Below are 21338 nucleotides of genomic sequence, written 5' to 3'. Positions count from 1 at the left end.
TTAATAAATGATAAAACTATTAAAGCCCTATTTCCAGACCTATCGTATACTTTTTAGGTATGGCGTAACCGCTGCCGTTGTAAATACCAAAGGCATCAACCTGCTCAGCATCCGGTAAATTGGCCGATTGAAAAATATGAAGGTTATCTGCCATAGCATACACCCTTAGCCTGCTTAATGATAGTCTTTGTAATACTTTTGGCTTAAATGCGTAGGCTAAAGTGGCCGTTTTTATACGGATATAAGATCCGTTTTCAACCCATCGAGAGCTTACTGCAGCGTATTTGTAACGCGTGCCAGAGAATGAACTTAAAGAAGGATAATTTGCATTGTCCCCCGGATTCCGCCAGTAATTAATGCCATTTAAATATGGAAATGCATTGTTGCTTAATGCGTGCAAAGGATCAGGATCACCATCATCTGTTGGTACTAAATGCGAGAGCTTTCCTACCAGGTAATCGTTATAGATATCTCGTCCTAACGTAAATGTCGCAAATACGGAAAGGCTAAAATTCTTATAGCTGAAGGTATTTACCATACCTCCTGTCATTTTTGGATTTGGATTCCCGGCAGGTACATAATCTGTAGCGTCAAGAATTCCGTCTCCGTTCTGATCCTTCCATATTGGATCTCCACCTTTAAAAGGATATCCATAAAAGCTCAGCACACTTCCGTCGATGGGATTTACAGGAACATCTCCATCAGTGGCATATATGCCCGTTTGCTCAAATACATTATACTGATTGATAGACTGCCCTTGTCGCAAAAGGAATTTATCTAAATAGATATCCCGGCCACCATTTGGCAGCGATGTGATCAGATTTTTATTGAAAGCAAAGTTGAAATTGGTTTCCCACTGAAATGCTTTTGATGGATTGAAATAATGAGCAATGAATTGAGTTTCGATACCACTATTTCTTGTACCAATGGCATTTGAAGTTATAGTTGAGTAACCTGTAGTAATAGGGAGTGCAAGTGTAAATATTCCCTCGGTCGTATTTCTGACATAAGCATCGGCCACAAAATTAAATCGGCCATTTAAAAAAGTCAGGTCTACACCAATATTCGCTTGTTTTGAATGCTCCCAGGTAAGTTCACTGTTTGACAAGCCTCCTGAAAAGTTTGGAGACACTGAAGGAACTCCATTATACGTATTCGATTCGTTTTGACCTGTTGATGGGTTTGAGCTACCCGGGAAACTGCCCGCCCCAACGTTATAGGTATTGAACGATAGGTAACTATCGCCACCATCCGGTTGTCTGCCTGTGATACCATAGCTACCACGAATTTTAAATAAGGTTAACCAGGAGCTGGCAGCTTTCATGAAAGGTTCATCACTAACGATCCATCCAGCGGAGAATGATGGAAAGAAACCTACCCGGTTACCTTTACCAAATTTTGATGATGCATCGGCATTTATTACGCCCGAGAACAGATATCGCCCCTTAAAATCATAGTTAGCTCTGAAAAAGGCAGTTTGGATACCGCTTTCGATCAAATCTGAATAGGCATAAGAACCCATTTTATTGATCACTTTTACTACACTAATCTGATCGTTAGGTATACCATCAGCCTCGGCATATGTTGCCCTGTATTGATGGAACTCAGTATTCTGTCCGGCAAGTAAATTTAAATGATGGGTATCATTAATAGTGGTCGAAAACTGAATGGTATTGCTCATCAAATAGTTTGCAGAATTGTCTACAAAGCTCGTTGCATACCCTGTTCCACTTCTGCGAACTGTTCCTGGTGTGAAAGTATCCTTTCTGCTATTTGCAGTTTCATAAGATATGATGGTGTTAAATAACCATTTGTCAGAGATTTTCCAATCGATGGTCGGACTTATGCTTAAGCTGTTATTGGTATTGGCATCTGTTTGGATATTTGTATTTCCAAAGATGAAATCTCTATTTGCATCAGGGAGAAAAAGATTTGAAGATGGCAGTGGACTGCTTGCATAGTATCCTCCATTAAAAGGGCTGTTACCTCCACTTAAATCACTAACAGATCTTGGTCTGTCGAGACGGTTATAGCGAATTTGAACACCAACCTCCAATTTAGGGGCAAGCTTTACGCCCATTCTGCTGTTGATACTATACCTGTCGAAACCTGATTTTTTAATGATACCGTCTTCAGAATAATAATTTAACCCATAACGATAAGTAAATTGCTCTGTACCGCCGGTAAATGACAGATCATAATTATCCACTTTACCAGTCTGATAAAGTTGGCCTCTATAGTCATTCGCATTATTAAAAGCACTGTTTAAACTATCAGTAAGTATTTGAGGAATGTTTTTTAGGTTATCATACGTTCCATAATGGTTGATCAGTTCCATTTTTGCGCGGCCTTCTTCTGCTCCTATCAGTACCTTATCAAGGTTTGGGCGTTCTGTAATACCATGGTAGGTAGAGAAATTAATTTGCGTTTTTCCGGTTAATCCTTTTTTTGTTGTGATAAGAATAACTCCATTGGCTCCACGAGATCCATAGACTGCTGCAGCTGATGCGTCTTTTAAAATATCGATGTTCTCAATATCACTAATAGGTATACCTGCTAAGACATCTGTACTGGTTCCGTTACCAAAATTCAAAGCCGCAATATCCTCCGTACTCTGCATTACGTTATCCACTACATATAGCGGTCCGCTAATCGCTCTGGCCAAGCTGGCTTTACCAGAAGCCGAATTGGGATTATTGTCGATGTTTCTGCTCACGGCGGTATTTCCGCGCAATACAACAGTACTTCTTACCCCTGGTTCGCCTGAAAAGTTCTGCACGTTTAATCCAGCAACACGACCTTGCAATAAGGTACTTAGGGACGGCGCCGGAACATCAGCAATAGATTTAGGATCAACCGAGGTTATAGCAGCACTGGCCTTTCTTCTGGAAACTTTCTGGTAACCAATAACAACTACATCATTTAACGTCTTTTGATCAGATTCCAGCTGAATTTCGATATTGGTATCACCGGCTTTTACTACAATTTCTTTTGCTTTATAACCAAGCATACGAAACACGATTGTACTTCCAACAGGCATGTTTATTGAATAACGCCCCTGATCGTCTGTAGAACTGCCGTTGTTGGTACTCTTATTTATTACCGACACCCCTGGTAATGGCTGATTGTCGGTTGCATCTTTAACGACACCGTTAATATGGATTGCTGTGGTGGATTGGGCGTAGCCACTAAAAAATATAGTTCCTAGTGCTATCTGCAATAGCATTACTACGCCTAGTATTTTATTCTTATATAAAATTGCATTCATGAATTTTAAATTAATACCTGCTCCCTATTTGTCATCAGGAGTCCAGGAGTTCAGATTGATTGGTTTGGTTTGAAACATTAAAGTTTCCATTGGTTGGTTTAATTTTGATTGTTAGGTTATTCCATAGGCTAAATTGTTTTAGTTAGATTTATTTGTTTAATAGTCGGTTTATTATTATATGTTGATAATTTTTAGGTAAAACGATTTAGCTATTTAGAACTAATTTGGCTTAAATGTCAAAAAGTGAGCAAAAAAAGTTTGGTTTTTAAATAATCTGAACGAAAATCAGGCTACAAAGAATACAATACCCAACAATTCAATTATTTCATGAAGCTAAAGTAATATAATTTTAAATTCACTGGTATTTATTTTGATATTTTTAATAAAAAAACTTCAAAAACTAATAAAAAACAAAATAAATTAAATAAAAAAGCGTAAAAATATATGCTATACAAGAATTTAATACTCTATTTAACAAAATAAAAGCAACAAAATAACACTACAATTAAACTTAATAGAATATTTACTGTCATTAGCAACAGAATATCTATTAGGAATATCTCAATAAAACCTAAGCTACTGACCGTATTTATAACTTTGAAATTCGTTTGGAGACATGGCAGCATGTTGCTTATAAAGACAAAACAATCCATTTATAAAAAACCGTATACCGGCTAACCGGTATACGGGTAAATATTCCTGATTTTATTTCTATGCGTTTTCAGCCGCCTTAACAATCATTTCTGCAACAAGTTCAGGTTGTGACATAAAAATAACGTGGCTCCCTTTAACTTCTTCGACAACGGTATTTGAACGTTTGTACATATTTCGCTGAATTTCAGGATTGATGCTTTTATCTTCAGTTGCAATTAATCCATATGAAGGTTTATTTCTCCAGGCAGCATCTGTAATTGGAGTTACAAAACCCTTTGCATAAAACGCACCCTGAGAGGCATACATAAACTCAGCTTCTTCAGCATCGATATCCGCACAGAAACCTGCGTGATATTTGTCTTTATCATAATAAACTATACCTTTTTCATCAGGCGGCAAAACGCCGTTTTCTGGTGCTGGCGGAGCAGTTTGCAGCCATTCCAAAGCTGATTCTCCATTATCTGGCTGGAATGCTGCGATATAAACAAGTGCAGCCACATTTGGATGATTCCCTGCTTCGGTAATTACAGCTCCACCCCATGAATGGCCAGCAAGAATAGCTGGTCCTCCTATTCTATCAAGCGCCACATGTGTAGCAAGGACATCATCCTCAAGTGAGGTTAATGGATTTTGTACCACTGAAACATTGAAACCTTTTTTTGTCAATACGTTATAAAGTGCTTTATAACCAGAACCATCAGCGAATGCGCCATGTACCAGAACAACATTCTTAACATTTAAATTTTCCATCGTTTTATTTTTTTATGAGTGATTGAACAATACAAAGTTGCACCATAAATTCTGGGTTAGGAATGGACAGTCTTCCCGAAGGATTGTAATTTTTTCCCTTTTTAACTTATTGTAATTAGAATAACTATCGTAACCGTAACTTAATCCTCGCTTAATCCGGATCATTTACCTTCATCTACGATTTAAAGTAGTGAAATGGCAATCTCTGGCAAGAAATTCAGCATATTCTGTATTAGTTGGCTCCTGCTTTCACTGCAATTTATTGCTTGTCGGAAATCTGACCCAGAAAAACCAGATTACCCTGCAGGTTCCAACGAAAAAATCAACAGCTGGGTATTAGACAGCATGCGGGTATACTACTATTGGCAAAATAGTCTACCTTCTAATCCAGAAATTACTAAAGCTCCTTTGGATTTTTTTTCATCAATTAAAAGTACTGAAGACAGATTTTCGAAATTAGTCAATCCAACTTTGCCAGAAAGCTACTATCCCTCACTGGTACATAATTTCGGATTTGACCTAGCGATTTATCGCGATAGTTCGGGAGAAACTAAGACGGTAGTGACTTTAGTTGTACCTGGCACTATAGCAGAGCACGATGGGCTGAAAAGAGGAAGTATTATTCTAAGTATTAATCAAACTACTCCGTCGGCTATAAATGCACCTAACCTCATCGCCGCAAGCATTAAACAGCGTAAAATAGTATTAAAACTTCAGCAAGGAGAAGAACTCATTCTCGGAGCAGCAATTGTGGCTGAAAATCCTGTATACAAATATAAAATCATCAGCAGTGCCGGTAAATCTATTGCCTATCTGTTTCTAAATTCTTTCGAAGGGCGATCAAAATATGACCTTCAGAATGCTTTTGCCTATTTTAAACAAAATAATGCAACTGAACTCATATTAGACCTTCGATACAATCCAGGAGGAGATATTGCCATGAGCGCGGTAATGGCAGCCGCTATTGCACAGGTTCAGGCATCTGACGTATTTATAGAGTACAGGGGTAATAAGAATGCCCCCTTAAGAAGGGAAAATTTTGCCAGTACGATAGCCAATATTTCTGCAGGATACAATTTCAGTTTTGAAGAAATAGCTTCTATGCGCCTACAAATAAAACAGGTATTCATTTTAACCGGAAACCATACTGCTTCGGCAGCTGAATTTTTGATTAAGGGTTTAAGACCCTGGTTAAGCGTAATTCAGGTCGGGCAGAAAACCTTGGGCAAAGACATGGCTTCCTTTCAGATCAAGGAGAACGAGAATACCCATACTTTGGCCAATTGGAGCATAGAGCCTATGGTATTTAAATTATTTAATAGCAATAGTGAAGGAAATTACCCCACTGGCCTAAACCCTGATATCACAGTAGATGAATTCAGCGAAGATTTGATCCCTTTTGGTGATCAGGCTGATCCGTTGATAAAAACCGCAATCGGTCGAATTGCAGGAGAGTCACTAAAAAGATCGTCCTTAAGCCAGAACAACATCCAGATACTATTCGATTCAAGGGACATGATAGATCAGATCGGTAGATCTGTTAGTGTTACAAAAGTGCAAAGCCCACCTAAAGGATTAACAAATAGATAATTGTAAGTTAACTTAACTATGAGGTGCCTTAAATACTTTTGTGTACCATCAACCCTTATATTAAATGACCAATGAAAAACTTAGGACACAAAGTTGTGGAGGGCTTCATCAATGGCAATGAAGAATCTTTCAATCAAGTTTTTGACGTATTTAGTCGCTCCATATGGTCGTTCTTTTATCAAAACACTCGATCGAAGGAAATCACCGAAGAGCTGGTGAACAACACCTTTATGAGGTTATGGAAATACAGAAGTAATATAGAGCCTGAAAAGGGTATTAAAAATTACCTGAATAAAATTGCACGAAGCATATTTTACAATTGGCTGGAGCAAGTTTCCAGAGATGAGAAAATGAAAGAGCGGTATAGCTCCGATTGCAAGCACAACGAGCAAAATCAACAGGAATGCAATGACCTTGATACATCAATTGACCTTAAACTCTTAATTGATCATGTACATGCGCTTTTGCCAGAAAAAAGAAGAAAAGTCTTCCTCCTTTCCAGATTTGGCGGTATGTCTTATGCCGAAATCGCCTCACATCTTTCTATTGGAAAAGAAACGGTAAAAGACCACTTATCTAAAGCATCGCAAACACTTTCAGCATTAAATAAGACGGGAGACTATATTTAAAATATATTTTACCCTCAAGCCCCCCTTACCCACAAGTTGTACTGTATATATTCATGTAAAGGCAGTGAATTGAACTGTCTGAATAATATACAATGGATAACGATAAAAGAAAAGAACTGCTCGAAAAATTTGCGAACAGAACATTAACGCCTAAAGAGCTTGACGAGTTTTGGATGATGATAAAATCCGGAGCACACCAGGAACTTTTGGAAGAGGATATTGATTTAGAGCCTTTAAATGTCAGAGAAGTACCTGTAGACATAGATGAGTCCTTGTCAAATATAAAAAATAGTCTCTCTAGTCAGATTGCACAAAAAAAACACCCACTAAAGCTTATTTACAAAATCACCGCAGCTGTAGCAGCCATAGTTTTACTTGTTGGAGGGTTTAAAGGTCATCAACATTTCAATTATATACAGGACACAAAAACTTTTATTACGGTAAATGTTGCCGTTGGTAAAATGCAGAAATTGATTCTGGCGGACAGTTCAGTTGTTACAGTCTCTTCCGGATCAACTTTTAGCTATCCTAAAGCATTCACAAAAACAGAACGACGCGTTTTTCTTACAAATGGAAAGGCATTGTTTGAAGTAAAAAAAGATCCAAGTAAACCATTTAGTGTAGAATCCGGAGACTTACAGACTACAGCTTTAGGAACTTCTTTTACCGTTCAATACAATGAGAGTTACCAGTGGGAAAAAGTAAGCCTTTATACCGGAAAAGTAGTCATCAAACCGAGGAACAAGGCATCTAAACAAGCACCCGTATTCCTTACCCCAGGCAAGGCCTACGAATACAATTATGGCAGTGGAAACATGAGTAGGTTTGATGTGGTTGTTAATGATCCAATTGGCAAACCAGAATTACTTTTTGAGCATACTTCCCTTAATGAGGCCTTATTTAGAATTAGCTCTTATTACAAAATAAGGATTGACTTCAATCCCAAAGCCACACTTTCATTTACAGTTAACGGAGATTTCAGCAATCAAACTGTTGATGAAACATTAAAAAACCTTGCATTTATTCACCAATTAAAATTTAAGAAAACTGACAGTTTAAACTACAGATTAATGAAGAAATAAGCTACTAAAAATTAAATCTCAAAAAGAAAGTGCCGTTCGGTAAAACGGCACTTTACAATGCGGGAGCAACCCGCTACTAAAAATTAAATTTCATACTAATAGTAAAAAATTTGTAACAAAAATATGCATTTTAAGATTCATATCCTAACGGATAAATTCATACAAAAAAAACCTAACAGCCTTAAATTCAACCTCTCATTTTTATTTATTCTGTTCGCCACACCTTTATTTTCTCAGGCATATAAAGATATCAGTATACCAGTAAGCATTCATTTTACAAAAGTAAAGGCCTCTGCCCTTCTTAAGGAGCTGAATAAGCAAACAAATTACAAATTTTACTATGATGATATGCTGGAACAGGTTGAACTGGAAAGCCTCAATTATACAAAAGCACCTTTAGGGAAAGTACTCTCAGAAATGACTCCGTTAGGATTTGGATTCTCCCTTGCTAACAACTCCATTTCGGTAAGGTATTCCAAAGCTTCTTCCAATATAAAGCGTATTAAGCAAGGCAAGATCACAGGAAAGGTGATTGACGAAAAGGGACAGCCTATGCCTGGAGCTGGTATAAAAATAATAGAGAACGGAAAGGTTATTCAAAGTAGTGTTGATGGCACATATTCCATAAGCATTGATCCGGGAACTTACACTTTAGAGGTAAGCTATGTAAGTTATCTGGCAAAACGTATTGGAGGGATACTGGTTGAGGAAGGCAAAACCACACCGCTTAGCATCGCTATGCAACCAGCTAATGAAATGCTGAAACAGGTGGTTGTACAGGGTAGTTATAAAAAAGAATCAATTGCCGGACTTTATGCCCAGCAAAAAAATGCAGCATCATTAACCGATGGTATCTCAGCCGAGCAAATTGCAAAAACACCCGACAATAATGTAGGTGCTGTGTTAAAAAGAATTAGTGGTGTAACAACTCTTGATAATAAGTATGTGGTTGTCCGTGGTTTAACAGAGCGCTACAATCAGGCCATGATAGATGGAATTGTAGTTCCCAATACAGATATGAACAGGCGTAATTTTTCTTTTGACCTGATACCTAATGAACTAGTGGCCAGTGTTGTGGTAAATAAAACAGCAACACCTGATGTTTCTTCAGAGTTTGTTGGCGGACAAGTTATTGTAAATACATTAAGTATCCCCGATCAGAATTTCTTAACGTTAAGCTTTGGAAGCGGTGGGAACACTCAAACTACCGGAAAAGATTTTTTAACTGCCGGAGGAAGAGCAAATAAAGATTATTTTGCATTTGATGATGGCAGACGTGAAAAGCCTGCCGGTCTTGTTTCGTGGAGCTTTGCAAATCGGCAGGACGACCCAAGAATAGAGCATACAGACGAAACAGGATATAAAACCGGCTACAGTGGCGCTATTGAACAAAGTAAAAAATTCGACAACAAGTCATTTGCGATTTACAAAAACCAGGCAATCCCAAATCAAAACTACCGCTTTACTTTAGGGCGTGTATACGAGATTAATGAACAAAAAGGACTTAAAATTGGCTTTACCGGTGGGTTGACATATCGTAATACGCAGCAAAGCAATGAATTTGAATCGGCCAGAAGTTTTGGGGCGCTTATTGATGGTTTTAAATCTCCTGATACACTTGGCCGTGGTACAGGCTATATATTCAATACCACAATTGGTGCAGTATTAAATGGAGGTATACAAGGTGAGAAATTCAAATTAAACCTCAGGAATTTATATACAAAAACGCTCAATGAGGATTTTTACCAAACAATTTTATTAGAAGATTCACAACAGAGTTTGTTCCAGACTAATCTTGTTGATCCTGTTTTCAGCAGCATAAATCAGCATAAAATAGAAGGTGAACACCTTATAGGTAGCAATGGATTTAAATTAAGCTGGAGTGGAGCTTACACCCATTTAAATCAGGCACACAAAGACCTCAGGAGTTTTAAATATCTCCAAATGAAAAACACGCTTGGAAAGTTTTATCAACAACCCAATGTAATGGCGGTGGACGATTTGAAAGACAATTACTCTGGTGACTATCGTTTATGGAGTGCAGTGAATCAGGATGATTTAAACTGGTCTTTGAATTTAAGCCAGCCATTTAATTTTTTGAACGAGAAGAGTTTGTTAAAAACAGGATATACCGGCTGGTACAAAAAAAGAAATCAGGATGTAACTATTGCAAAAATATACGGTAAGAGTAGAAATGCTGAGCCGGTAGGTGCCCCTGATTATATAGATAAATATGAAGACCTTTTAACTCCAGAGCGTGTAGGCTATGGGTTAAATCAAGCCTATTACTGGCTTGATATTGGGAATGGAGACATCAGCAAGGCAAATTCAAAATATCACGCAGGTTATTTAATGCTGGATCAGCTTCTTACCAAAAAGTTGCGCCTGGTATATGGAGTTCGTGCTGAAAACTTCAATCTACAGAATAAACAGGAAGCCGAGATAAGAAAAAGAGAGCAGGAAGAACAAAAATTTCCAGACAAAATATATCAAGGCACGGTCCCAGAACAAACAGGTGAAAAAAACTGGTATTTTCTTCCCTCTGCGAATGCGATTTACAGTCTGACTTCAAAAATGAACTTTAGAGGTGCATATAGCCAAACGATCATACGTCCGGATTTTAGAGAAACCCAGGTTTATGGTTTTCCTGATCCTCTATTACAGGCATTTATTATTGGAGGCAATATTAAAAGCACCCGCGTACAAAATATTGACCTTCGTTATGAGTTCTATCCTAATCCCGATGAAATTATCTCCATATCGGCATTTCACAAAAAACTAGACAAGCCCGCGGAGCTGGTGAATGAAACACCTCATGCAACTCAAACTACTTTGACCTATAAAAATCAGCATTCTGCAATAAATTATGGATTTGAAATGGAATGGCGCAAATCTCTGGGTATCATTGTCGAAGAATTGAAAAATTTTAGCTTGTATGGAAACGCTGCGGTAATTTGGAGCGAAATAAAAACATTTCAAAAGATGGAAAATCCTGATTTTAATCCGGATAAACCAAAAGACGCACCTCGGTATATTGATGTAATACAATCATTAAAGCGACCATTAATTGGTCAATCTCCATACATTATCAATGCGGGACTCGCTTATCAGTCCAAGTATTTCGGGACAAATGTTTCTTTCAACAGGTCCGGTTTTCGTTCTTATATCGTATCCACTCCTTCTGCTACGGAATTTCAACGGCCTAGAAGTCTATTGGACCTGCAGCTGAGTGGAAGAATTCTTAAACAAAAGGCGGAGATCAAACTGAACATCAGCAATATACTCAACGCAGCAGACGAGTATTATACCAACGCGAACTCCTGGTCAGAAACCTCCGATTCATTAGAGCCTTTCAAAAAACTAAAGGGAACAGACAGGTACGAACCTGAATTAGGAGACTTATTACGCTACCGGGTTAAGTACGGCCGCAGCTACAACTTATCTTTTACTTATAACTTTTAAAGGCATGTCATTCTATAAAAAAATAATCCTTTTAACACTGTCACTAGGTTGTTTCCTACTTGCATGCAAGAAGGAAATTGCACTAACAGCTCAGCGATTTGGAAAAATAAATTTTGGAAATCAAACATTGGTTAATCCATTGATCATCGATTATAACGGAACCACAATTTCGGTGGGACTTGATCTCACTAAAAATATCAAAGTTCCCATTGGAAAAGGCAAATTGAGTTTTAAAGACGACAAAGGCAAGGTATTAACTGATACAATTATTACTGTTGAAGAGAACGGCATCAAGAATTTAGTACTGTTTCAACCTTCATCTGAGGCAAAGCCAGCATTAGTTGAAAATACCCAGGAAAATGAGCCGAAACCCGAAGAAGGTTTTATGAAAATTAAAATTGCCAATCTCGCGCAAAAATGTTTACCGAAAAACGTAGATATCATTATAAAAATGTTTGACAATAATCTTGGAGATTTTGCTGATCTGGATACCATTGAAAACGTTAGCTCTAACTTCGGAGGATACACTAACTACAAAACCTTTACTCCTGTAACTGGCGACGGCTACCTCATATTCTATATTATCGATTCCACAACAAAACAACCTTTACATGAAGGTTTTGCTGGGGTTGTTGATATTAACGATTATAATAATGGAATCTTTTACAATATCATCACCTTATATATCAATGAGCAGACTGTAGAAGCATCAGGTGCGAATATGGTGGGTACTGACGGCAAACCCTACCAAGTGCAGGTAAACGCATTATTTATGAATTAAATCGGCCTATCTTTATATAAATAAATACTTAATATAACTAACATAACAATTTGAATATTAAATTATTAAAATAAATAAATAATATTAATTTAACACTACATCCCTTAACTTAGCAGTACTAAAAATTAAAATCAAAAAAATGGTAAAACATTTGAAAAACGCAGGCCTGGTAGCTATGGTAGCCGCCGCCGCTCTTACAGTATCAAGCTGTAAAAAAGATCAAAACAACGACGGAAGCGGTAACTTCAATCGTTCTTTATCAGCAGGATTTTCGAATCCAACTCAAAGTATTCCGGTAAACACAGATGGTGTGATCCAGGACAACTTTGACGGAAATGCAACAGACAACATCATTAATCTAACCAGCAGCAAAGTTTGGTTAATTGATGGAGTTAGTTATGTACCTTCTGGTAAAACTTTAAAAATTCCTGCAGGAACAATTCTTTCCTCAGGAGTAGACAAAAACTACACCGGTACTCAAACCAATCCTGATACAGGATTACCGGAAACTGTTACCAAACCAATCCACGGTGTTCTAGTAGTAGTTAAAGGTGCTAAAATTGATGCTGTAGGTACTGAGGCTTTGCCAATTGTATTTACCTCTCCGGCAGCTCCAGGTAGTCGTGTTGCAGCAGATTTTGGTGGTATCATTTTATTAGGTAGTGCACAAACTAATAAACCAACCACTACTGTAATCGAAGGATTACCTACTCCTCCTGCTGGCGTTGATGTTAGTTATGGTGGATCAACAACTGCCGACAATTCAGGAACATTAAAGTATGTAAGGATTGAATATCCTGGATTTAAACTTTTTGCTGACAATGAAATCAATGGTTTAACCTTAGGTGGTGTTGGTTCTGGTACTACTTTAGATCACATCCAGGTAACCTACTCAGCTGATGACAGTTTTGAATTCTTCGGTGGAACTGTAAATGCAACTTACCTTGTAGCTGCTGGTGGCGATGATGATGATTTCGATTTCGATTTTGGATATACTGGTTCTATCCAGTATGCAGTTGGGTTAAAAGCAATCAATTCTACTCACAGTACTTCATCTGGAAGTTCTGATGCAAATGGTATTGAGTCTGACAATGACAAAACAGGAAGTGCTGCAACTCCAAGAACAAAACCTACTTTAAAAAACTTCACCATACTTGGAACAAATGCAAATAACACTGCATTAAAGTTGGGTAATCGCTGGAGAAGAAATTCAGGTCTTGACATTCAGAATTCTGTGATCGCTGGTTTCCCTGCAGGTGTTATCTATGAAGGTGGTGCTTCAGGTACTTATACCAATAACATCCTGCATGCTTTTGCCGCAGCAGGTGGTTCTGTAACTCCTGACAATACTGGTGCTTCTGCAAATGCTTATCTAAAATTAGGTTCTGCACTCCCTACTTCTTTCTACGCAGGCCCTACAGCAGCAAATTATACAACTTATAGCTATAGCCCTGATGTATTGATCCCTCAGGCAACTTCTCCGGTAGGAACCCGTGGTGCAATTGCAGCCGGAACAGCTGCTGGTACTACCTGGTTAAAAACCTGGACAGAGTTTAATGCTCAGAAAAAAGTTTATTAACCCTCAATTCCCCTTGTTCCCAGAGCAGCCATGAAATGGCTGCTCTTTTTTATGTTGAAAAAATCTGCCCTATCCAAACCATATAAAAATGAAGCTGTTTATAAGAGATAAAACAAGTCGTAATTAAGCCCTTAAATTGTCGCATCAATACCTCATACGCGCTTACTTTTTTCTATAGTTTTGTTAAACAATATGTTAACCCTAAAAAAATATTACTATGAAAACATTACAGTTCACAAAAGAGATCAAAGCACCGGCCCAAAAAGTTTGGAGCACGCTTTGGAATGAGCCAACTTATTCACAATGGACAGACGCCTTTAATCCTGGTGGTGGTTCCAAAGTAGAAAGTGATTGGAAGGTTGGTGGTAAAACACTCTTCCTGGATGGAAAAGGTAATGGTATGGTTAGTACCATTAAAATAAAAAATGAGCCTTATCACATCGTGTTTGAGCATTTAGGTGAAGTAATAGATGGCAAAGAAGATACCACCAGCGAAAGGGTGAAAAGCTGGGCAGGCTCCCTGGAAGAATACCATCTTTCTGAAGACAATGGTATTACTAAACTTAAAGCTTCTGTGCAGGTAGGCGAAGAATGGGAGGAGGTTATGAATAACGGCTTTACCAAGGGCCTGGAAGAAGTAAAAAAACTTTCAGAATAGATAAAATAATTATTTTAGTTTAGGAAGTGATGTCCACCATTTATCCAATTTGGTTTTCAATCCCTGAACAATTTTCGGGTTATCTGCGGCCAGGTCTTTGGATTCATTTTGATCTTTTTGAATGTTATACAGTTGTGCATTGCTACCATCGCTGTTCATCAAAAGCTTCCACTGCCCTGACCGTATAGCCAGATTAGGACTTTTATCGCGACCTTTGGGAAATTTAAATGCGATATCATTACGGCCATATTCCCAATACATATCCATATTTCTAGGAGATGGCTTTCCCAGCAACGCTGTACTACGGTCTTTACCGTCGCCGCGATAGCTGCTAGGTAGTTTTACCCCTGCTATTTTAGCTAATGAAGGCAACAAATCAAGTGCGCTTAATACCGAGGTCTCGTCGGTTGTACCGGGTGTTATGTGGCCAGGCCAACTGATCATAAATGGCATGCGGGTGCCCCCCTCATACAAAGAAAGTTTAGTACCGCGTAATCCGGCAGCCCGAGTGCCTCTAAAGCTTGGCAGCGGCCCATTATCGCTGGTAAAAATAACAATGGTGTTTTTATCTAGCCCAAGCTTTTTCAACCCATCCAGCAGCCTGCCAATCTGGATATCGTATTCTTTTAATACCAATTTAAATGCAGCCTCTTCTTCCGGATTCATCGGATATTGGCCTGTATATTCTGTTTCTTTTCGAGGTACCCATGGAGTATGTACATCATCAGGCCATAAATTAATAAAACAAGGTTGTCCTTTATGTTTCTGCATAAATTCCAATGTTTTATCTACAAAGTATTTAGTACGGTCCCATCGTTTTATACTATCTTTTTCAGACCAGATCCAGTTTGTAGCAGTAATTAAAGGATCGGGATCAGGACTTTCGTAGGTACTAGCATGCTCATCAAACCCATATTTCTCAAATCCAGGCGCATTGGTAACATCACGGCCTCCACCCAAATGCCATTTTCCGAAATGTCCTGTAGCATATCCGGCGCTTTTAAAAATTTTAGCAATAGTGGGTGCTTCAGGGTCAAGAAAATCTGCTTGCTGCGCATTACGGTTATGTTTGCGATTATCTAAGTAAGTCGAAAAATTCCATCTTGCTGGATAGTTACCTGTTATAAAACCCGCCCTTGATGGGGAACAGATTGGCGCAGCACTGTAAAAATGAGTAAATTTCCTGCCGTTAGCAGCAATCCTGTCAATATTGGGTGTAGGTACAAAATTACCCCCAAAACTACTCACATCGCTATACCCCATATCATCAGTAAGTATATAAATTATATTTGGCCTGTTAACCGGCGGATTAGGTTTTGCTTTCGAAGGAAATACCCACCCCAGCAAAGGCACTAGTATAAATGCAATTATTCCGAAAGCTTGTAATTTCCTTTTCTTTTGATTTAATAACATATGTTACGCCTTTAATGTGCTGGTAACGGATTGGTAACCACAACATGAAAGTGTTCTACTATTGGAAATGGATCGTAATAATGATGTAAAGCCTCTTTCCAATTGTTATATACTTCAGATTGTCTGAATCCAATTGTATGGTCTTCGAGATTTTCCCATTCAACAAGTAATAAGTATTTGTTGTCTTGTTCAATACATTTCTGCAAACTATGTCTGATGTATCCGGTTATTGAACTTATATATTGACCCGCTTCTATAAAATCTGATTCAAATTGATCATTTCGTCCTTCCTTAATATACAGGGCAGCAACTTCTAATATCATATTGGGCTTTTTGTTAATGATTAACAATATAGAAAATTATAAATTGAAAATGAATTAAGAAGGTCTTTCAATTGCGATTAAAAGACCTTCTTAATTCATTTTCAAAATCGTCTACATTCTTAAATAGCAAACTCAAATGGCGCTATACCGCATCAATTGCCTCACGCAATTCCTTCGCAGCTGCTGCCGGATCTTCGGCTCCATAAATTGCTGCACCTGCAACTATCACTTTTGCTCCCGCTTCGACAACAGCGACCACATTACTGATGTTTACACCACCCGCTACAGAAACAGGAACTCCAACTCTTGCAGCTTCGTCTATCAATACCTGAATTGAATAACCATCTGTCCACTGTTCGTCTAAACCCGCGTGAAGCTCTACAAATTCCACTCCCAGTTTACTTACTTCCTGAGCGCGTCTCACCCGATCCGGATAACCAATCGTGTCTACAACAACCCCTTTGCCATGGGCTTTTGCTGCTTTAACAGCGCCAATGATTGTAGCATCTCCCGCTGCTCCCATTACTGTAACTAAGTCTGCACCAGCAGTAAAGGCGACATCAGCTTCCAACTCACCTGCATCTGCAGTTTTAAGGTCTGCAAAAACCAATTTATCAGGATGCGCGTTTTTCATCGCTGTAATAACTGCCGACCCCATGTTCTTAATCAGAGGTGTCCCCAGTTCAATAATATCTACATAGGGTGCTACTTTAGCTGCCAATGCCAATGCCTCTTTTGTGGTTAATAAATCTATTGCTACTTGTAATTTTGCCATAATGATAATATATAATTGATTGATTGTATTTATTCAAGATTTGCATGCCTTTTCCATAGCTCTGCGGCTGGTATACCATTAAATTTCCACAATGACTGAAATACTGAATCCATTAATAACAGCAAGAATTGCTCAAACAAACTTCCTGCATATTGCCTAGAGCGACTGCTCTCAAGATCTTGCTTTCCTGCTGCAGGTATCAAAATTAATTGATCTGCAAGACCAGAAAGTAGCGAGTGCTCTTGAGTTGAGATCGCGACAACAATGGCTTCAACTTCCTTTGCCTTCTGTGCCGCCCTTACAATTGTACTAGTTGTTCCGGATCCGGAGGCCGCAATTAATAGATCTCCTTTTAGTATGGCAGGCGTAATGGTTTCGCCCACAAAGTAAACTTTAAGCCCCAGGTGCATAAATCGCATTGCAGCCGACCGCATCGCAAAACCAGAACGCCCGGCTGCAATAATAAAAATATGATTAGCAGACCCAACATAATTAACCAGAGTGGCCACTTCGTTGAAATCCATTTGTTTTAACAACCAGGTATTTTCAACTAAAATCATCTCCAGACTGGCACGGATATCATTAGCAATCTGCTTCTCACTTATGTTTTCAATCTCCATTTTTCTTATTGTTTAATCCTCCGTAAAAGTAATGAGGGCTAATCGGTTCAGCCTTACACAATCAGCGCATTATGTGGGACAATCAGGAAACTAAAGGGTCAAAAAGTCATAAATAAGCCACAAAAAAAGAAGGGTTTCCGAATAGTCCACCATAATTTCCCAATCGTCCAATACAACAAACTCATAGTCCTTATCTTTATGCCATGATAAATGCAGCACTGCAACCGGGACTTGAAAAATCGTTAATTTATATACGGAATTTGGGTAATTGCCCTCCGAGTTATCTTAATGACCCCGGACGGAAGGATTTTTTTGAGATTGTCTGGCTAAAAAATGAAGAAGCCCTACACGCACTAAAAGACACAGAACTGGAGGCAAAGGCTGACTGGATTTATCTGATCCCCCCATATAGGGTTCATCAATTGAATAAAGCGGGAAAAAATGGCGAGCTGATTTCTTTTAAAAGAAGTATGCTGGAAGAAGAAGATAAAGAATTTCTTCTTGATCTTTTCAAAATATTTAATGTACAGGGTGAATTTTCCTGCCTCAGGCTAAATGAAACATCAGCCACTGAACTTTCGGGAATATTCCAATTACTGGATAAAGAATATACCAGCAATAATATTGTTATGGTAAGGGCATTGCTCAAAGTTTTTTTGCTTAAACTGATCCAGGTAAAAGAACATGAATTCACCACCCAGGATATCCATCAAAAAAGGGTATATGAATTTTTAATGCTGTTGGAAAGTAATTACCAGCAAGTTCGAAACACTGATTTTTATGCAGGCAAATTAGGGATTAGTTCTAAACGCCTCAACCAAATCCTTAAGGACAAACTAAATAAGACAGGTATGCAACTGATTCATGACAGACTTATTTTGGAGGCAAAACGCAGTATCATTCACAGCGAGAATACCATTAAAGAGATTGCTTATGAGTTGGGTTTTTCTGACCGTCCGTACTTTAGCCGATTCTTTAAAAAGCAAACCGGGCAAACACCAGAAGAATTTCAGAAACAAGCCAAAACTCATATAAAGATAAAATTCAACACTTTAGTTGGCGATATAGAAGGCTAAACTTGGGTATTGATTATATCTTATGTATGGAGTCTTTTTGCCTGCTGACCACAAATTCTTTTGCTTTTGCCAATTTCTTTAATGTTTTGGGATAATTGGAGTGAATTTCCATCAGGGCATCTCCTATCTGATTTCCGCTTGTAAAATCTATTTCAAAAAGCCACTCTGCAAGACCAATATCGGCCCACATTTGTCCTTTTCGGGTATCTGTGGGTTGCCTCAGATGAATAGCAGGAACATTTGATGAAAAGGCTATGATCGGGGAGTGCATTTCAAAACTGACCAGTGCTCTTGCCTTAGCATAAACTGATTGCGCTTCATCCGGAATCCAATAGGTATCTCTCCATATCACATGTTTTTTAACATCTTCGGGCAGTGGGTCTATCAGCATTTCTTTGGCCAGTTCTACCTGATATGTGACTTCGGGACACGCCAGAATCTTTAAACCCGTTTCCCGTACCCATCTGATCATTACATCACGAAGTTTCGCATGATCGGTGTCTTTATAGTACTGCGAAATCATGTATTTCTTTGATTCCTCCTCTGTTGGCTCTATGTTCTTCATTTTCCAATAAGGGGTGTACCTCAGTCGTGGTATGACACAAATAAATTCTCCACTTTTCAATCCTTTCGAATCCAGGTAATCAGCAGCAAGTTTATCATTACGAAGATTGATTGCAAAAGTTGCATCCGGGGCAAACTCAGTTATCGGACATTTAGATCGCAGTGATTTCAGGTAATCTAATGAAGCAGTATCTCTGCAATAGATAAATGAGGCTTTATTAATTAGATCTAAAGATTTGACATCTGCATCTACCAGCGAAATTCCGTACATTCCAAAGGGCTTACCGGTTTGTTTATGCCATGCGGCGAGATCAGCAGGAACTACAATCCAGGGTCCGGAACCATGTACCATGATGTCGCACGTTTCAAATGCCTGTTGCAAGGCCGGTGTTGTCGGTTTACCTGATGCATCGATCTTTCCGGGGGCAAGTTTTAGGTTCCTAAAACTCTTCTTTAGCAACACATCAACGCCATTATCCAGACTATTTGGCCATAATGTGATCTCTGCCTCAGGCAAATAGGTTTTAAACAGTTCCATTATTCCAAAAGTGTGGCCAATATCACCTATGTTTACCGTTTGCCAGGATGAGCGTAGTAATATCCTGGAATTTGCTTTAATATAGCCACTTTCAATAGCTCCCATAAGGCTGGAAATAGCAGGAAGTGCAGCCATAACTGCAGCATTCTTAATAAATTTTCTTCTTTGCATCTTCAATCAAACTTTCTTTACTGCTGTTTAACAATCTTAAAAACATGAACCTGTGGCTGATTTACCTGATAAATAGTGTCGGCAAGTACAGACAATTGTCTGAGGGCTTCTGTTTCTGAACTCTTTTTCAGCAAGTAATTCTTAAATTGTTTCTGGTGATATTCATAATGCCCGCCACTTTTTAATGTTTTCAGTCGGTTTTTAAGATATCCAGCCACCAGAGTTGTATCTGATGCATCTTTAAGTTCAGAAAGATGCATAAATTCAACAAAGCGGAGATTGCGGATTACTGCTTCCACATCTCTGTATTTTATGCAAGTATTCATTACCGTTATGGCTTGCCGGTATTGAGGCGTATTTTTGTATAGCGCAAGATTAATCCCCGTCGAGAGGTTCTTAGCAGTAACCCCTGCAATAAAAACATCATCAATAAAAAGATGGTAGTTCCCCGGTAATATTTTTTTTACCTGCAATAATTCCGTATTAAACTCTTCATTAAAGGGAACCCATTTGAGCGCATCGGCAGCAGATTCCTTAATCGGAAAGGGCAGGCTTTTCTCAAGACATTCAAAAGTTAATAAGCTGTCTGTATTTGATTGTTTTCTTATTTCTGCGTTAAAGCTACCCTCTTGCGATGCTTTTAAATCATCTCCAATAATCAGTTTAGATACGTATTGGGGCGACTTTGTATCCTTCAGGAACTGATAGGCCATTACAAAATGTCCTGCCGACTGTGGGTGTACCCGATCTTTACCGATGATGGTAAAAACAGGGTCTTTTAACTGCTCTTCTTTATTGATGCGGAGCAATACTGATTGAAAATCGACCAGGTTGGTATGATACTTTTCAGACAAAAATTGCATATGTTCTGCACAACGCTGCAAAGCATCATTTACACCATATAGGTTTTCTGTTTCCATAACTGCGGTCTGGTCATAAATAGATGGTTTCAGCAGCGTAACACCTTCTACGTTCTTTTTTAAAATTTTTACCGCAGCCTCTGTGCTGCTCCTATATGCTGCCAATGCCTGTTGCTTTAAGGTTTCATTAGAATTTGCTTTACCATAAAGTTCCCGTTTTACGTCATTCATGCCTATCATCATTACCGCATGAGTTGGCCGATGGATGAGCACATCTTTATCCATTCTTTTTAAAATTCCCGTTGCAACATCTCCTGATATTCCGCAATTGTAAAAACGTATTTTTTGAGCCGGGAACCGAGTGGCATAATAGATCCATAAGTCATTGTAGTATTCGCCATTGTTGGTAATGCTGTTTCCAATAAAACACACCCTGCTTCCGGCAGGAAAAAAACTCTTGTTGTTTTGCTGGGCAAATCCAAATGATGTAGAAATGAACAGGATAATAAATACTGCCCTTAACCTTGGCGAAAATAACGGCATAC

Annotated in this window: 16 protein-coding genes; 8 read left to right on the top strand and 8 right to left on the bottom strand. The window is 38.6% G+C overall.

Going from position 1 to position 21338, the window contains the following annotated elements; translation table 11 throughout:
- Nucleotides 1-19: 19 nt before the first annotated feature.
- Nucleotides 20-3268 (bottom strand): SusC/RagA family TonB-linked outer membrane protein, encoded by a 3249-nt coding sequence (locus HQN86_RS06000; protein ID WP_172660091.1) that lies wholly within the window; start codon nt 3266-3268, stop codon nt 20-22.
- A gap of 711 nt (nt 3269-3979) precedes the next feature.
- Nucleotides 3980-4672, bottom strand: coding sequence for an alpha/beta hydrolase (locus HQN86_RS05995; protein ID WP_172660090.1), 693 nt, complete (start codon nt 4670-4672; stop codon nt 3980-3982).
- Nucleotides 4673-4867: 195 nt separating this feature from the next.
- Between HQN86_RS05995 and HQN86_RS05990 the strand changes: the two genes are divergently transcribed.
- The 7 genes from HQN86_RS05990 to HQN86_RS05960 all read left to right on the top strand — a co-directional run bounded on the left by HQN86_RS05990 (nt 4868) and on the right by HQN86_RS05960 (nt 14453).
- Nucleotides 4868-6262: a S41 family peptidase gene (locus tag HQN86_RS05990; RefSeq protein WP_172660089.1), complete on the top strand. Its 1395-nt coding sequence runs from the start codon at nt 4868-4870 to the stop codon at nt 6260-6262.
- A gap of 71 nt (nt 6263-6333) precedes the next feature.
- Nucleotides 6334-6891, top strand: a complete 558-nt coding sequence (locus tag HQN86_RS05985) for an RNA polymerase sigma factor (RefSeq protein ID WP_172660088.1) — start codon at nt 6334-6336, stop codon at nt 6889-6891.
- Nucleotides 6892-6983: 92 nt separating this feature from the next.
- Nucleotides 6984-7973 (top strand): FecR family protein, encoded by a 990-nt coding sequence (locus HQN86_RS05980; protein ID WP_172660087.1) that lies wholly within the window; start codon nt 6984-6986, stop codon nt 7971-7973.
- Between the two features lie 123 nt (nt 7974-8096).
- Complete coding sequence (locus HQN86_RS05975) at nt 8097-11435, top strand: TonB-dependent receptor (protein WP_172660086.1); 3339 nt, start codon at nt 8097-8099, stop codon at nt 11433-11435.
- A 4-nt stretch (nt 11436-11439) separates the two neighbouring features.
- Nucleotides 11440-12216 (top strand): hypothetical protein, encoded by a 777-nt coding sequence (locus HQN86_RS05970; protein WP_172660085.1) that lies wholly within the window; start codon nt 11440-11442, stop codon nt 12214-12216.
- A 139-nt stretch (nt 12217-12355) separates the two neighbouring features.
- Nucleotides 12356-13795, top strand: coding sequence for a hypothetical protein (locus tag HQN86_RS05965; protein ID WP_172660084.1), 1440 nt, complete (start codon nt 12356-12358; stop codon nt 13793-13795).
- Between the two features lie 217 nt (nt 13796-14012).
- Nucleotides 14013-14453: an SRPBCC family protein gene (locus HQN86_RS05960; RefSeq protein WP_172660083.1), complete on the top strand. Its 441-nt coding sequence runs from the start codon at nt 14013-14015 to the stop codon at nt 14451-14453.
- Between the two features lie 9 nt (nt 14454-14462).
- On the opposite strand, the gene HQN86_RS05955 is transcribed toward HQN86_RS05960, so the two are convergent.
- The 4 genes from HQN86_RS05955 to hxlB form a co-directional block, all read right to left on the bottom strand.
- The gene (locus HQN86_RS05955; RefSeq protein ID WP_172660082.1) at nt 14463-15866 is read right to left on the bottom strand and encodes a sulfatase-like hydrolase/transferase; all 1404 of its coding nucleotides are present in this window, start codon (nt 15864-15866) and stop codon (nt 14463-14465) included.
- Between the two features lie 11 nt (nt 15867-15877).
- Entirely contained in the window at nt 15878-16189 is a 312-nt protein-coding gene (locus tag HQN86_RS05950; protein WP_172660081.1) for an antibiotic biosynthesis monooxygenase family protein, read from the bottom strand.
- 142 nt (nt 16190-16331) lie between these two features.
- Nucleotides 16332-16964: a 3-hexulose-6-phosphate synthase gene (hxlA, locus tag HQN86_RS05945; protein ID WP_172660080.1), complete on the bottom strand. Its 633-nt coding sequence runs from the start codon at nt 16962-16964 to the stop codon at nt 16332-16334.
- 29 nt (nt 16965-16993) lie between these two features.
- Nucleotides 16994-17584: a 6-phospho-3-hexuloisomerase gene (hxlB, locus tag HQN86_RS05940; RefSeq protein WP_172660079.1), complete on the bottom strand. Its 591-nt coding sequence runs from the start codon at nt 17582-17584 to the stop codon at nt 16994-16996.
- Nucleotides 17585-17787: 203 nt separating this feature from the next.
- On the opposite strand from hxlB, the gene HQN86_RS05935 reads away from it, so the two are divergent.
- Entirely contained in the window at nt 17788-18660 is an 873-nt protein-coding gene (locus tag HQN86_RS05935) for a helix-turn-helix domain-containing protein (protein WP_172660078.1), read from the top strand.
- Between the two features lie 13 nt (nt 18661-18673).
- Here HQN86_RS05935 and HQN86_RS05930 read toward each other — a convergent pair whose 3' ends face one another.
- On the bottom strand, nt 18674-19933 hold the full coding sequence (locus HQN86_RS05930) for a polysaccharide pyruvyl transferase family protein (RefSeq protein WP_172660077.1): 1260 nt from the start codon (nt 19931-19933) through the stop codon (nt 18674-18676).
- A gap of 17 nt (nt 19934-19950) precedes the next feature.
- On the bottom strand, nt 19951-21336 hold the full coding sequence (locus tag HQN86_RS05925) for an SGNH/GDSL hydrolase family protein (RefSeq protein ID WP_172660076.1): 1386 nt from the start codon (nt 21334-21336) through the stop codon (nt 19951-19953).
- Between the last annotated feature and the right edge of the window lie 2 nt (nt 21337-21338).

Origin of the sequence: Pedobacter panaciterrae, from assembly GCF_013204795.1 — a bacterium.
Taxonomy (GTDB): Bacteria; Bacteroidota; Bacteroidia; order Sphingobacteriales; family Sphingobacteriaceae; genus Pedobacter; species Pedobacter panaciterrae.
Note: the sequence above shows the minus strand (reverse complement) of the source record. Positions and strands in the feature narration are given on the sequence as shown.